Annotated in this window: 11 protein-coding genes; 6 read left to right on the forward strand and 5 right to left on the reverse strand. The window is 68.5% G+C overall.

Features of this window, described 5'->3' with window-relative positions:
- Nucleotides 1–151 precede the first annotated feature (151 nt).
- The 5 genes from ABZ911_RS16445 (at nt 152) to ABZ911_RS16465 (ending at nt 3,923) form a co-directional block, all read left to right on the forward strand.
- Nucleotides 152–514, forward strand: a complete 363-nt coding sequence (locus ABZ911_RS16445) for a helix-turn-helix transcriptional regulator (RefSeq protein ID WP_358055880.1) — start codon at nt 152–154, stop codon at nt 512–514.
- Between the two features lie 276 nt (nt 515–790).
- A complete protein-coding gene (locus ABZ911_RS16450; protein ID WP_358055882.1) occupies nt 791–1,030 on the forward strand; it encodes a hypothetical protein in 240 nt (79 codons plus the stop codon).
- Between the two features lie 33 nt (nt 1,031–1,063).
- Entirely contained in the window at nt 1,064–1,405 is a 342-nt protein-coding gene (locus ABZ911_RS16455; protein WP_358055884.1) for a hypothetical protein, read from the forward strand.
- Nucleotides 1,406–1,467: 62 nt separating this feature from the next.
- Nucleotides 1,468–2,973, forward strand: coding sequence for a recombinase family protein (locus ABZ911_RS16460; protein WP_358055886.1), 1,506 nt, complete (start codon nt 1,468–1,470; stop codon nt 2,971–2,973).
- Nucleotides 2,974–2,996: 23 nt separating this feature from the next.
- Complete coding sequence (locus ABZ911_RS16465; RefSeq protein ID WP_358055888.1) at nt 2,997–3,923, forward strand: GNAT family N-acetyltransferase; 927 nt, start codon at nt 2,997–2,999, stop codon at nt 3,921–3,923.
- On the opposite strand, the gene ABZ911_RS16470 is transcribed toward ABZ911_RS16465, so the two are convergent.
- The 3 genes from ABZ911_RS16470 to ABZ911_RS16480 all read right to left on the reverse strand — a co-directional run bounded on the left by ABZ911_RS16470 (nt 3,891) and on the right by ABZ911_RS16480 (nt 8,939).
- On the reverse strand, nt 3,891–5,906 hold the full coding sequence (locus ABZ911_RS16470; RefSeq protein ID WP_358055890.1) for a molybdopterin oxidoreductase family protein: 2,016 nt from the start codon (nt 5,904–5,906) through the stop codon (nt 3,891–3,893). The genes ABZ911_RS16465 and ABZ911_RS16470 overlap by 33 nt on opposite strands.
- 49 nt (nt 5,907–5,955) lie before the next feature.
- Nucleotides 5,956–7,527, reverse strand: a complete 1,572-nt coding sequence (locus ABZ911_RS16475; RefSeq protein ID WP_358055892.1) for a M28 family metallopeptidase — start codon at nt 7,525–7,527, stop codon at nt 5,956–5,958.
- A 104-nt stretch (nt 7,528–7,631) separates the two neighbouring features.
- Nucleotides 7,632–8,939: a M28 family metallopeptidase gene (locus ABZ911_RS16480; protein ID WP_358055894.1), complete on the reverse strand. Its 1,308-nt coding sequence runs from the start codon at nt 8,937–8,939 to the stop codon at nt 7,632–7,634.
- Between the two features lie 208 nt (nt 8,940–9,147).
- On the opposite strand from ABZ911_RS16480, the gene ABZ911_RS16485 reads away from it, so the two are divergent.
- Entirely contained in the window at nt 9,148–11,526 is a 2,379-nt protein-coding gene (locus ABZ911_RS16485) for a lysylphosphatidylglycerol synthase transmembrane domain-containing protein (protein ID WP_358055896.1), read from the forward strand.
- Here ABZ911_RS16485 and mgrA read toward each other — a convergent pair.
- A complete protein-coding gene (gene mgrA, locus ABZ911_RS16490) occupies nt 11,495–12,499 on the reverse strand; it encodes an L-glyceraldehyde 3-phosphate reductase (RefSeq protein ID WP_358055898.1) in 1,005 nt (334 codons plus the stop codon). The genes ABZ911_RS16485 and mgrA overlap by 32 nt on opposite strands.
- Entirely contained in the window at nt 12,496–14,550 is a 2,055-nt protein-coding gene (locus tag ABZ911_RS16495; protein WP_358055900.1) for a S9 family peptidase, read from the reverse strand. Before ABZ911_RS16495 ends, mgrA begins: the two co-directional genes overlap by 4 nt.
- Between the last annotated feature and the right edge of the window lie 410 nt (nt 14,551–14,960).

Below are 14,960 nucleotides of genomic sequence, written 5' to 3' on the forward strand. Positions count from 1 at the left end.
CGTGCTCGCCCTATCCGAGCAGATAGTACGAGCTATCTGTGGCCATCCCGGAAATCACCAACTGGGATGGATAGCCACGGATACTGGGATGGATATCCACCCGGGTACCGGTATCCATCCCAGTATCCACACCATTTCAAGGAGGAAACAGATGGACGAGAAGCGATTTCACCCCGCCAAATTCCGGCTCATCAGGATCAAGGCCGGATACGGACGGGCGGAGCTGGCCAAGAAGGCCAAGATGCACAAGGTCACCATCAAGGAATGGGAGCGGGGATACGTCCAGCACCGCATCAGCTCGCCGCACCTGACCCGGTGCGCCCAGGTGTTGGGCTGCTCGGTGGATGACTTCATGGAGCCCGCCGACTGGCTGCCCTGCGCCGATGACCTGGCCCTGCTCAAGCGGCACAAGGAGGTCACCGCCCTCGGTTACCACGGGATCGAGTCGCCCAACCCCAGGAGCGTTCCCGTGAGATACGGGGAATGGCTATCCGGCACCCAGTCGGATACCTAGTCTCACACCCAGTTGGATACCCAGTCTCGAATAGGTCTGGGGAAACGCATCCGGAAAGGCGCGGAGACTGGGTATCTCACTGGGATAGAGACCACCCCCGCCATGCGTTCTCGCGTGGGGCGGAGCGTTCTCGGCGGGGGGCGGGGTGGCGAGCCCCCCGGGAGCCACTGGCCACCCCGCCCCCGGGGGGTATGGGGCCGTAATTCCGGGGGTAGTTCCTGGCGGAATATCTCCGCTGATTGCCTGGGGGCAAGATCCGAACCCAGGAGGCAGCAAATGAAAAGCGTAAAAGTGAGCTGGGGTGGCGGCATCCCGGTTTCCTCAATCGACGGGATTCGCGAGGCCCTGCAGGCGCTGTTCGGCAATACCCCGCGATTCGAGGCCGAGGATGCGGCGGCGGGAGTGTGGCTCGTGGAGCTGCCCGCCGAATACGCGGCATTCGGAACCCTAATCATGCAGGGTGGTCCGTTCACGCTGACCGGAAATATTGTTGGTGACAATTCCTGGGTGATTTAATTTTATTAGACGCCGCAATTAAGGAGCCAGGAAATGACCACCACCCCCGCCACCAGCGCCGCCGACAAGCCGCAGGCCACCACGCCCCAGCCCAAGGCTAAGAAGGTCGTGGAGCCCCGCCCGTGCCTGTGCGGCTGCGGCGAGCAGATCACCAGCCGCAAGGGCATCTTCCGCCCCGGACACGACGCCCGGCACTGCTCCCAGCTCGCCAAGGCGGTTGCCAACAAGGAGCTGACCAAGGCCCAGGCGCTCGCGCAGGCCGGGAAGGCAAGCGAGGCCCTGCGGAACAAGCTGGCGACCATGCTCGACAACGCCGCCCAGCGCGCCAAGGCCAAGGCGGCTGCCCCCAAGGCCAACGAGAACGTTGCCCCCTAACCCCCCGTCCCCCCCAGGACCCCCGCTACGGCGGGGGTCCAACCCGTATTAAGGAGCCGAACATGCGAGCCGCGATTTACGCGAGGGTCTCGACCGAGCACCAGGTTGACGGCAGCAGCCTGGACGAGCAGGTTCGTAAGTGCCAACAGGAGGCCGACCGTCGAGGCTGGGAAGTCGTGCAGGTCTACCGGGAGGGGTTCACCGGGACGCAGGACAGCCGACCCGAGCTTGACCAGCTCCTGGCACAGTGCGCTAACGGCGGAGTCGGGGCAGTGCTGGTATCCAAGCTTGACAGGCTGGCACGTGACGAGATCGCACGCATCCTGACCATGCGTGAGCTGGCCGAGCTGGATGTTCAACTCGTCGCGCTGGACTTGGGCGGAGCCGACCACCGCACCGAGGAGGGCGAGCTGATTCACGGCATTGTCGGGCAGGTGGCCGCCTGGGAGCGTCGCAGGTTGCTGCGGCGGATGGCCGAGGGGCAGCACGGCAAGGCCAGGGCGGGCGGGTGGCCCGCTTCGCCGAGCGCACTTCCGTACGGCTACCGACTGGAGGGGCAGGGGCGAACCAACAAGGTCGTGCACAACGCCGACGAGGTCGCCATGCTGCGGATGGTGGTCGGCTGGATCGTGGACGACGGCTTGACCAGGGGGCAGGCCGCAGTGCGGCTGAACGCCGAGGGCTACCGCCAGCGGAACGGCAACCCCTGGCACTACGACAACCTTCGGGACGTGCTGCGCAAGAACCGGGGTCTGGTCGGCGAGCTGAGTTGGGGCGGCAAGAAGTCGAGCGGCAAGTACGGCGACCCCATCACGATCCAGGTGGAGCCGATCATCGGCGAAGCCCGGTGGCTCGCCCTGCAAGAGGCGCTGAGCCGCAACACGCGGGTGGCTGGCCAGAAGCGCGAGTTCCCGCTGGGAGGGGGGAGGGTGGCCTCGCCCTGCGGGCTGCCTTACGGAGGAGTCTCCAGGCAGGCCGATGGGTCACGCATCTACCGGTGCAAGGGGCGACGGTGGAACTCGACCGGAGCACCCAAGTGCGACTGCGTCAACATCAAGGCTGACACGCTGGACAGGCGGGTGTGGGCAGAGGTGCGCGACCTGCTGGGGCGACCGGAACGGCTGATGCGGCTGGCCAGCGACTACTACGCCAACCGCGCCGACCAGGTGGAGGCCGAACGTGACGAGCTGGAGCAGATCACGACCCACCTGGCCAAGCTAGAGCGGAGCCTCGTGGACGACGTTGCCGAGTACCTGCGAGCTGGGGTGGACCCCGAAGTGGTCAAGCAGGCAACCGACCGCATCAAGGGGGAGATGGCCGAACTGAGGGGACGAAGGGCTGAGTTGGTAGCCCGAGTCGAGGACGCCAACGGCGAGTCCGAGCGGATGCGCGCCCTGATCGAGCTGTCGGAACGAGCCAGCGCCAGACTGGCGAACATGGACCTGGCCGAGCAGGCGGAGGTCTTGAAGTTGCTGGATGTGCGGGTGACTGTGCTGGAGAATCACCACGAGCCGAGCCTGCGAATCACGGGCGTCGTGCCCATACAACAGGCAGGGGCGGAGCCCTGACCCGTCCCTGACATGATTCGGACATGCGGGAAATCACCATTGAGCGCCTTGGCACGCAGGACGGAGAGCGGTTGCGGGAGGTCAGGCTGCGGGCGCTGGCCGAGGCTCCCGACGCCTTCGGGTCCACCTACGAGAAGGACGCGGCCCACCCGCCGGAGAAGTGGGCCGAACGGCTGGCGAACCCGGGCTCGGCCTGGTTCGCGGCCGTCGACGGCGGCGCGGACGTCGGGCTGGTCTGCGGCCTGGAGGAGGAGCACGGGCACGTGCACCTGCTGTCGATGTGGGTCGCCCCCGAGGCGCGGGGCCGGGGACTGGGCTCCCGGCTGGTCGACGAGGTGATCTCCTGGGCGCGCGGGCGCGGCGCCGAGGAGATCGGCCTGTGGGCGGTCGACCAGAACCACACGGCCCGCGCGCTGTACACCGGCAAGGGGTTCACCCCCAGCGGCAAGGTGATGGCGCTGCCGTCCAACCCGGCGCTGATGGAGTCGCACTACGTGCTGTCCCTGCTGTTCCGGCAGGCCACCAGGAGCGATGTGCCGGCGATCGTGGCGATGCTGGCCGACGACCCGCTGGGCGCGCTCCGGGAGGGTGACCCCGCCGACGAGCGCTACCTGGAGGCGTTCGAGCGGATCGAAGCCAACCCGTGGGAGGAGCTCATCGTGGCCGAGGACGGCGGCAAGGTGGTGGGCACGATGCAGCTCAGCTACCTCGCCGGGATCTCCCGGATGGGCGCGGTGCGCTGCCAGATCGAGGCAGTCCGGGTCGCCGCCTCCACCCGCGGCCAGGGGCTCGGCCGCAAGATGATCGTGTGGGCGGTCGACCGGGCTCGGGCGCGCGGCTGCGCGATGGTGCAGCTCACCTCGGACAGGTCCCGCACCGACGCGCACCGCTTCTACGACTCGCTCGGCTTCACCGACTCACACGTCGGCTACAAGCTCAAGCTCGACTAGGTTGTCGTGGTAGACGGCGCCCCTGCCCATGTCGGCGTCGCGCTCCGCCACGACCGCGTTCGGGTTCGCGCCGCCGGGGCTCAGTTTGGGCCAGCTTCCCTTGGGGCTGGCCACGACGCCCCTCGCCACCCGGTCGCTCACCTCGACGTCGGCCAGGAACTCGCCGGTGGCGTTGTGGACGCGTACCCGGTCGTTGTCGGCGAGGCCGCGGGCCTCCGCGTCGGCCGGGTTGACCAGCACCCTGGGGTCCTTGGCCCGGCGTAGCAGCTCGGGGTTGTTGGCGAAGGTGGTGTTGAGGAAGGTGTGCGCGGCCGGGGTGATCAGGGTGAGCGGGTAGGGGCCCTGGCCTGCCGTACGGGCGCTCAGGGAGAGGGTGTAGCCCTTGCGCGGGAAGCGCATCCGGCCCGAGGGGGTGGGGAAGCCTTCGGCGAAGGGGGTGAACGGGTCGGGGTAGTTCAGCCTGATCCAGCCCTCCTTGCGCAGGCGTTCCAGCGTGATGCCGTCCAGGGAGGGGTCGCCGCTGGACAGGAGCTGTTCGGCCAGTTCCAGGTCGGAGTCGAACAGGGAGGGCTCGGTCATGCCCATGTGCGCGGCCAGCCGGCGGAAGGTCTCGGTGGTGGACAGGCACTCGCCCGGCGGTTCGACGGCGGGCTCGTTCCACATCAGGTACAGGTGGCCGTAGCCGGCGTGCAGGTCCATGTGCTCGGTCTGCATGGTGGCGGGCAGCACGATGTCGGCGTAGTCGACGGTGTCGGTGGGGAACTGCTCCATCACGACGGTGAACAGGTCCTCGCGGGCCAGGCCCTGCCTGATTCGGTTGGTGTCGGAGGTGCTGCCGAGCGGGTTGGCGCCGAACACCCACAGGCACTTCACCGACTCGCCCTCCAGCCCCTCGGCCAGGCGGGTCATGGTGAGCGTGCGGACCGGCTTCTCCAGCAGATCGTTGCGCGGGTCGATGCGCACCTTCACATGGTCGGAGGTGGAGTAGGCGACGCCGCCGCCGGGGTGGCGCCAGTCGCCGGTCACGCCGGGGATGGCGGCGATGGTCTGCATCGCGCTGCCGCCGCCTTCGTGGCGCTGGACGCCCATGGTGGCGCGGATGCCGGTCGGGCGGGTGTGCGCGAGCCGCATCCCCAGGCTGTGCACATCCTCGGCCGGGATGCCGGTGATCTCGGCCACCCGCTCGACCGGGTGCCGGAGGATCTCCTGCCGGAACTCCGCCCAGCCCTCGGTGTGCCGCTCCAGGAAGTCGCGGTCCTCCGCGCCCTCCCGCAGCACCACGTTGAGCAGCCCGAGCGCGAGCGCCGCGTCGGTGCCGGGCCTGATCGCCAGGTGCTGGTCGGCCTGGTCGGCGGTCCTGGTGCGGATCGGGTCGATGGCCACCACGTGCGCGCCGTCGGCCCGCGCGTCCTGGATGAACTTCCACAGGTGGTGGCCGCTGGTCAGCGTGTTGGTGCCCCAGAGCAGGATCAGCTTCGACTGGGCGAACATCTCCGGGTCCATGCCCGCGGCGGTGCCGTTGGCGCGCCGCAGCCCGAGACTGCCCGCGGTGGAGCAGATGTTCAGGAAGTGCCGGGAGGCGCCGAGCATGTTCCAGAACCTGCGCCCGGCGTGCCCCTCCTCGCCCTGGAGGTAGCCGAGCGACCCGGTCCCCTGGTACGGCCAGATGGCCTCGCCGCCGTGCTCGGCCACGATCGACCGCAGCCGGTCGGAGATCTCGTCCAGCGCCTCCTGCCAACTGATCCGCTCGAACCGCCCAGCCCCTTTGGGCCCGGTACGGCGCAGCGGATACAGCAGCCGGTCCCCGGCCCGGGTGTGCTCCAGATACCTGTTGACCTTCACGCAGAGCGCGCCCCTGGTGTAGGGGTGGTCGGGGTTGCCGCGCAGCTTCACGGCCTTGCCGTCCTGGACGGTCACGACCCACGAGCAGGTGTCGGGGCAGTCGAGCGGACACGCCCCAAGAACCTTCAATTCACCCGACATACCACCTGATAGTAGGGCGGGCACCTGGCTGGTGCCCGCCCCAGGTGTCTCAGCTCGCCGCGGCGGCGGGCATCTCGTGCTGACGGGCCGTCCGCGCGGTCGCGGCCGGAGCGGTCTGGTGCGGCTTGCCCGCCACGTGCACGCTGTCGAGCTTGGCGGCGTCGAAGGCGTAGAGCCCAGCCAGCGTCGCGATGGCGTCGGCGTTCACGTCGAGGGCGGTGTCGCTGATGTTCTTGATGTCGTCGCAGCCCTGGTGGTAGCACGGGTCGTAGCGCATGCCCGCCGTACCGCCGAACAGCGCGGCCTCCGCGGCCGTCTTGCGCTGCTCGGCCCCGGTGAACAGGCCGCCCGAGGGGATGCCGACCTCGATGAACGGGCCGTAGTCGGAGCGGCCGTCGAAGTCGGTGCCCCGGAACGCCAGCTTCCGCGAGGTGTAGAACGCCTCGAAGTCCTTCTCGATCTGCGCCGAGCCCTCCGGGCCGGGGCCGGAGCCGACGCCGTCGGAGTTGTCGCCGTCGTAGATCGAGTAGATGTAGTTCGGCGAGGCGATCATGTCGTAGTTCAGGTAGAGGCCGATGTTCGCCCGCTCCTGCTCGGTCAGCGAGTTCACGTAGTGCTGGGCCCCGAGCAGGCCGAACTCCTCGCCGCCCCAGAAGGCGAAGCGCACCGCGTTGGCCGGCTTGGTCGTGGCCATCCGCAGCGCGACCTCCAGCAGGGCGCCGACGCCCGCGCCGTTGTCGTTGATGCCGGGACCGTCCTCGACCGAGTCGAGGTGGCCGCCGAGCACGACGACGTTGTCCGTACGGCCCTTCCTGGTCTCGGCGAGCACGTTGAAGGACGGATAGGTCTTGATCTCCGTCTCGCCGCTGAAGGCGATCTTCACCGTGGCGCCGGGCGTGGAGGCCAGGTCCCTGCCCTCGTAGAAGCTGGTGAAGACGACCGGGATGTCCGCCTGCCCGCCGAGGTCGGGCCTGAGGTCCACCTCGTCACGGCCGGGCTGACCCTCGTTGAACAGCACCACGCCCGCCGCCCCCGCCGCCTTGGCGTTGGCCACCTTGACGCTGAAGTTGCAGGTGCCGCGCTGGATCAGCGCGAAGTTGCCCGCGGTGAACCCGGCGAAGTCCGCCGCCTCGCAGCCCGAGGAACTGGAGTTGGGCGTCGGGCCCGGCGGGATGACCACGTCGACGGGCTGCACCGGGGCGGTGAAGGTGCCGTCGGCCGACCCCAGCGCGGGGATCCAGTCGAGCCCGAACGGGTAGACCTTCGGGTTCGGCGAGACCCGCTCCAGCGTCGGCTTGGTCTTGTACTCCTCGCTCTGGAACTCGAAGTTCTGGACCGTGACCTTGTAGCCGGCCAGGCGCAGCAGGCCGGCCACATAGTCCTTGGAGAGCTCGAAGCCGCGCGAGCCGTCCACCCGGGTGCCCCCGGTGAACTTCGCGAAAGCGTCGAGCACCCGCAGGTGCTTCTTGACGTTCGAGCCCTTTACGGCCTCGACGAGTTTGCGCACCTCGTTCTGGCCGCCGTGATCGGCGTACGCCGTGCCCGTGACGGCCAGCGGAGCGACGAGTACGGCGGCGGCCAGAATCGCGCCGATGCTGCTTTTCCCCAGGCGATGACGCATGTGACTCCTCGGAATAGGAGAATGACGAATATCCCCCGAAAAGTGACGCCTGACGGGAAAAGTATGATGAGTTGCGCTATTGGGGAAGATGTAATTCGTATTTGTTACATAGCTCCCGCATACTCGGCGACAACCGCCGCGACCGCGTCGGTGTTGATGTCCAGCACGTGGGAGTTGACGTTGCGCAGGTCGTCGCAGGCCTTGTGGTAGCACGGGTCGTACGGGGCGCCCGCCGTACCACCGAAGAGCTTGGCCTCCTCCGGCGTCTTGACCGCCTCGGCCCCCGTGAACAGCCCCCCGGCCGCGATTCCCGCCGCGATGAATGGCCCATAGTCCGAACGCCCGTCGAAGTCCGTCCCCCGGTACGGCAGGCCCCGCCCCTGGTAGAACCGCTCGAAGGCCTTCTCCACCTTCGCCGACCCCTCAGGCCCGGGTCCCGCCCCCATCTTGTCGGAGTCGTCGCCGTCGTAAATGCCGTAGATGTGATTGGTCGAGGCGACCATGTCGAGGTTCAGGTAAACCTCGATGTCCGCCCGCTGGGCGGCCGAAAGGTTCTTGACGTAGTGCGTCGAACCGAGCAGCCCCTCCTCCTCGGCTCCCCACCAGGCGAAGCGCACCGCCCGCTGCGGCGTGAACTTGGCCGTCTGCAGCGCGATCTCCAGCACCGCCGCGCTCCCCGACCCGTTGTCGTTGATCCCGGGCCCTTCCAGCACCGAGTCCAGGTGCGCCCCGACCATGACGACGTCGTGCGTGCTGCCCGCGCGGGTCTGCGCGATCACGTTGTGCGTGGTGCGCGTCTCCGACGAGGTCTTGGTCTGCACCGTCACCCGGCCGGCGTGCCCGATCCGCTTACCCGCCTTCGCGGGCACACCCACCACGGGTACGCGCTGCGGCTTGCCCAGGGTGCCCCTGAACGGCCCGTCCTGGTTGACCACGACCACCGCCCGCGCGCCCGCCTGCACGGCGTTCGCCGTCTTGACCGCGAACGAGCACACGCCCCGCTGCACCACCGCGATCCGCCGCGGGACGAAACGCTTGAAGTCGGCGTCCGCGCAGCCCCTCCCCACCCGCTGCGGACGCGCCCGCACCTTCCCGCTGCCCGAGTACGCCAGCGTGGTGACCTCCTGTTGGACGTGCCGGCCGCTCAGCACCCGGGCGGGCTCCAGTTCGCGGTAGAAGTCGAAGGTGAAGGGCTGCATCTCCACCTCGTACCCGGCCTCCCGCAGGCGGTCGGCCACGTAGGCGGCCGAGGCGTCGTGACCGGGTGTGCCGGCCGCGCGGTTTCCGCCGTGCGCGTCGGCGATCGCCTGGAACGCCCGCAGATGGTGGAGCGCGTTCTCCCCGGACACCGCGTCCACCAAAGGGGAGCCCGGAGCGGCGAGAGCGAGGAGCAGCAACGTATGAGTGATCATGCGAAGAGCGTGGCAACTGACAGGGAGAACGTCAGCAGGACGCGTCGATGCTGGTAGACACGTTACCCGGACAGATAGGTGAGGTGGCGATTAGGGACACTGGAGGATAGACATCGCACGGTCTGGGGTGGAAGGGGCAGAATCGCTGACGGTGGCGAATATAAGAGAACGCGAAGAAGCGGCGGACCTCTCGGAGGGGGTTCCAGCCGTGCCTGACGCGCGCGACGACGCCGTGGTGTTCGTCGTCGAACCGTTGTTGCCGCAACGCCTGCGCAGGCCCTCCGACGCGCTGCGCTTCATCGCCACGCTCCTCGTGCTGGCCGCGGTGATCCTGCTCGCGCTCGTCGCCAAGCAGACGCTCAACGGCCTGGAGAAGGACGTCGCCGAGGGCACCACCCGGGTGCCCGACCTGCTGAGCAGGACCGCGACATTCCTCGGCGGCGCCGCCGTGCTGATCGTCCCCACCGCCTTCGCCGTCGAGCGGGTCTACCACCGCGACGGCCTGCGCGTCGCCGAAGGACTGATCGCGGCGATCGTCGGCATGGTCGGCTCGTTCCTGCTCGGCCAGTGGGTGCTCACCACCGCCCCCGACGACCTGCGCGTGCTGCTGACCGGCAACAGGTCGGTCGAGCCGCTCAACGCCCTGCTCACTTCGGTGATCGCGTACACCACCGCGGTGCGCATCTCCCGAAGACCCACCTGGCGCGTCGCCGTCTGGACGGTGATCGGCCTCTACACCTTCGCCCTCTACACCGGCACCCAGATCACCCTGCCGGGCGCCATCGTCACCATCCTGCTCGGCATGCTCGTCGGCTACGGCACCCTGTACGGCATCGGCAGCCCGAACACCCGCCCGCCCGGCAACGCCGTCGTCGCCGCCCTGCGCAAGCTGTCCTTCTCACCCGTCTCGGCCCGCCGGATCGACGACGACCACCAGGGCAGCCGCCGCTACGCCGTCGGGCTGAACGACGGCAGCAGCCTCGACGTCACCGTCCTCGACCGCGACCGGCAGGTGGCGGGCCTGCCGTACCGGCTCTGGCGGCGGTTTCGGCTCAACTCGGAGACCCGGCGGCGGGCCATCCGCTCGCTCCGCGCCGAGCTGGAGCGCGAAGCGCTCATGGCGTACGCCGCGCAGGCGGCGGGCGCGAGCACGCCGCGGCTGCTGGGCACCAGCGAGATCGGCACCGAGGCGGCGCTGCTCGCCTACGAGCACCTCGACACCAGGTCGCTGGACGAGCTGCGCGATGAGGAGATCGACGACGACCTGCTCGCCCAGATCTGGGAGCAGGTTCTGCTGCTGCAGGTGCAGCGGCTGGCCCACCGGCGGCTGATCGGCGACAGCATCCACGTCGACCGGGCCGGGCGGGTCGTGCTCACCGACGCCCGCAGCGGCGACATCGCGGCCGGCGACCTGCTGCTCAGACTGGACATCGCCCAGTTGCTGACCTACCTGTCGCTACGGGTCGGCGCGGAGCGCTCGGTGGCCGCCGCGGCCGCCGTCCTCGGCCCCGACTCGCTGGCCGCCGCCCTGCCGCTGCTCCAGCGCATCGCGCTGACCCGCGACACCCGGGTGGCGCTGGCGAAGAACAAGCAGCTGCTGCCCGCCATCCGCGAGCACATCGTGGCGCTCAAGCCGCAGGTCGAGGTGGAGGAGGTCCGCCTCGAACGGTTCAAGCCGCGCACGCTCGTCACCATCATCGCGAGCGCGCTGGCCGCCTACTTCCTGCTCTCCCAGCTCAGCCAGGTCAACCTGATCAAGGTGGTGACCACCGCGAACTGGGCGTGGACGGGCCTCGCCCTGATCGCCGCGTTCGTCAGCTACCTGGCCGCCTCGTTCACGCTCAGAGGGTTCGTGCCCGAACGGCTGCCGCTGGGCCGGACCATCCTCGTCCAGTTCGCCGGGTCGTTCGTCAAGCTCGTCGCGCCCGCCGCCGTCAGCGGTATCGCGATCAACACCCGATACCTGCAGAAGCGCGGGATCCCGCCCGCGCTCGCGGTGGCCAGTGTGGGCGCCTCTCAGCTCATCACGCTGGTCTTCCACATCGGGCTGCTGCTGTTCTTCGCCTACGTCACCGGCTCCAGCACCGCGACCTCGTTCACGCCCTCGCGCGGACTGGTCGTGGCGCTGCTCGCGGTGGCCGTGCTCATCGTCATCGTGCTGGGCGTGCCGGTCCTGCGCCGGCTGCTCACCCAGCGGCTCAAGCGGCTCTTCTCCAACGTGCTGCCCCGCCTGCTGGACGTCGTGCAGTCGCCCCGCAAGATCCTCGAAGGCTCCTTCGGCACGCTGCTGCTCACGCTGGCGTTCATCACCTGCCTGGACGCCTGCGTACGCGCGTTCGGCGGCCAGATGGACTTCACCGCGGTCGCCGTCGTCTTCCTCACCGCGAACGCCATCGGCTCGGCCGCGCCCACACCTGGTGGTCTGGGCGCGGTCGAAGCGGCCCTCGTGATCGGGCTGACCGTGGCCGGCCTGCCCAAGGAACTCGCCACCTCAGCCGTGATCCTCTACCGGCTGCTCACCTTCTGGCTGCCGGTGCTGCCCGGCTGGGCGTCCTTCACCTACCTGCAGCGGCACGAGGCCCTGTGATCTTGTCGATCGCGGCCAGTTCGTCCTCGGTGAAGGCCGGGCCGTTCACGCAGTCCACATTCGCCTCAAGCTGCGCGACGCTGCTCGCGCCGATCAGCACCGAGGTCACCCGCTGGTCCCTGAGCGCCCACGACAACGCCATCTGCGCCAGGCTCTGGTTCCGGTCCGCGGCGACCTCGTTCAGCGCCCGCGCCAGGTCGCGGTCCCGCTCGGCCTCCTCGACCGTCAGGAACCCGCTTGTCGCCGCCCGAGAGCCGGCGGGCACCCCGTCGAGGTAGCGGTCGGTCAGCAGCCCCTGCGCCAGCGGCGAGAAGACGATGCAGCCCATCCCCTCCTCCTCCAGCGTGTCCAGCAGCCCGTCCTCGATCCACCGGTTGATCATCGAGTACGACGGCTGGTGGATCAGCAGCGGCGTGCCCATCTCCCGCATGATCCGCGCGGCCTGCGCGGTCATTTCCGGGTCGTAGGAGGAGATGCCCGCGTACAGCGCCTTGCCCGACCGCACCGCCCGGTCCAGCGCCCCCATCGTCTCCTCCAGCGGCGTCTCCGGATCGGGCCGGTGGCTGTAGAAGACGTCGACGTACTCCAGCCCCATCCGCTCCAGCGACTGGTCCAGACTCGCCAGCAGGTACTTGCGCGACCCGAACTCGCCGTACGGCCCCGGCCACATGTCCCAGCCGGCCTTGGTGGAGATGACCAGCTCGTCCCGGTACCTGGCGAAGTCCTCGCGGAAGATCCGCCCGAAGTTCCGCTCCGCCGAGCCGTACGGCACGCCGTAGTTGTTGGCCAGGTCGAAGTGGGTGACGCCCAGGTCGAAGGCCCGGCGCAGGATCGCCCGGGAGTTGTCCAGCGGCCGGTCGTCACCGAAGTTGTGCCACAGCCCCAGCGACACCGCGGGCAACTTCAGCCCACTCCTGCCACTGCGGTTGTACGGCTGCCGCTCGTAGCGGTCGTCGGCCGCCAGATAGGTCACTTCATCCCCTTCTCGATGATCCAGGCGAGCGCGAACGCCTCTTCCCGCCACGCGTCGTACCGCCCGCTGCGCCCGCCGTGCCCCGCGCCCATCTCCGTCTTGAGCAGGAACGGCCCGCCCCGCGCGGTCGCCCGCAGGCGCGCGACCCACTTGGCCGGCTCGTGGAACAACACCCGCGTGTCGTTCAGACTGGTGATCGCGAGAATCGGCGGGTACGCCCTGCCGTCCACGTTCTCGTAGGGGGTGTACGACTTCATGTAGGCGTACACGTCCGGGTTGTGCAGGGGGTCGCCCCACTCGTCCCACTCGATCACGGTCAGGGGGAGCGACGGGTCGAGGATGGTGTTGAGCGCGTCGACGAACGGCACCTCGGCCACCACCCCGGCGAACGCCTCGGGCGCCAGGTTGGCGACGGCGCCCATCAGCAGGCCGCCCGCCGAGCCACCCCTGGCGATCACCCGGTCGCTCCAGCCGCCGGCCTTCAGGTGCGCGGCCACCGCGACGAAGTCGGTGAAGGTGTTCTTCTTACTGGTCAGCTTGCCGGTCTCGTACCACCTGCGGCCCATCTCGCCGCCGCCGCGCACGTGTGCCACGGCGAAGGTGAACCCCCGGTCCAGCAGCGACAGCCTGGCCACCGAGAAGCTCGGGTCGATGGAGGTCTCGTAGCTGCCGTAGCCGTACAGCACGGTGGGCGCGGGACTGACCGCGTCCTTGCGCCGGACGATCGAGATCGGCACCCGCGTGCCGTCCTCCGCCGTCGCCCACTCGCGGAACTGCTCGTAGTCGCCGGGGGTGTATCCGCCGAGCACCGGCCGCTGCTTCAGCAGGATCAGCTCGTTCGTCCGCAGGTCGTAGTCGTACACGCTCGGCGGCGTCACCATACTGGTGTAGCCGAGCCTGAGCCGCCTGGTGCTGAACTCCGGGTTCCCCGCGGGCGCCACGTCGTACAGCGGCTCGGGAAACTCGATCTCGTACGGCTCCGCCGCCCGCGGCAGCACCCGGATGCCGGTCAGGCCGTCGCGCCGGAAGTGCACGACCGAGTGGTCGGCGAACGCGTCGATCTCCAGCAGCCGGGTGTCGTCGCGGTGCGGGATCAGCGGCGTCCAGGTGCCGGGGGAGTTCAGCGGGGCGGTGGCCAGCTCGAAGTTCTCCGCGCCCTCGTTGTGCAGGACGAAGAAGTGGTCGCCGGCGTGTTCGATGCCGTACTCCACGCCGGTGGTCCGCGGCCGGACGAGCCGGAACTCGCCGGTCGGGTCGTTGGCGTCGAGGATCCGCACCTCGCTGGTGATCTTGCTGCTGGCGCCGAGGACGAGGTACTTCTCGCTCCTGGTCAGCCCGACGCCGACCCAGAAGCGCTCGTCGGTCTCCTCGTAGACGAGCACGTCGTCCTCGGCGGAGGTGCCGAGCGTGTGGCGGTAGACCCGGTAGGGGCGCCAGGCGTCGTCGATCCTGGTGTAGAAGAACGCGCTGCCGTCGCCGGACCAGGCTCCGCCGTAGAAGATGCCGGTGATCTCGTCACTCAGCACCTCGCCGGCCTCAAGGCGCTTGAACTTCAGCGTGAAGCGCTCGTCGCCGGTGTAGTTCGTGGAGAAGGCGAGCGTCGTACCGTCGGGCGACAGGCTGCTGGTGCCCACCGAGAAGAAGTCGCTGTCCCCGGCGAGCTCGTTGCCGTCAAGGATGACCTGCTCACCCGGCAGCGCCCCGGACACCGAGACCTCAGGCGGCGTGTCCCCATCGGCGGGAACCCGGCAGGAAACCCCGTACTGCTTCCCCTCTTGAGTACGGGAGAAGTACCACCACGCACCTTTTCGACTGGGTACGGACAGGTCCGTCTCCTGGGTGCGTCCCTTGATCTCCTGGAACACCTCCTCCTGAAGATCCGTCAGGTGAGCGGTCTCCTGTTTGAGGTAGGCGTTCTCCGCTTCCAGATACGCGATCGTGTCGGGGTCTTCCTTGTTGGTGAGCCAGGCGTACTCGTCGATCACGGTGTCGCCGTGATGGGTGCGCTCGGTGGGAACCTTCTTCGCCTCAGGCGGCATCTGGCTGGTCACGACGCCGAGTCTATGGTCGGCCGTGATCGTTCTGTGGCCTATGGAGAGTGAGTTCTCGTCCCGAGGGGTCAAGGGCGCTGCTAATCTTTAGAAGCCGACGCAATGCGGCGCAACCACTCCTCTTCGCTCCGGTGATCAGGCATGGCTCGCCTCGCTGGTCGACGGCAATCCCTGGTAGCTCGGCGGTTCTGAAGATCGGTTCGCGGATCGGTCGAAGGGCTGGTAAGTTAGAGGGGTTGCCCCGGAAACGGGGCAGTCGAAATTCTAGATAGTTTGACCGGATCGCGGATTTGACGCCGAAACGGAAAAGCCGCTAGAATTAAGACATAACGAAGCGAGCGCCGCCTGGTGGTTCTAGGGTGTACGCGTCCGTTTCTTGAGAACTCAACAGTGTGTTAAAAGCCAGTGCA

Source organism: Nonomuraea sp. NPDC046570 (genome assembly GCF_040645915.1).
In the GTDB taxonomy this organism is placed as follows: Bacteria; Actinomycetota; Actinomycetes; order Streptosporangiales; family Streptosporangiaceae; genus Nonomuraea.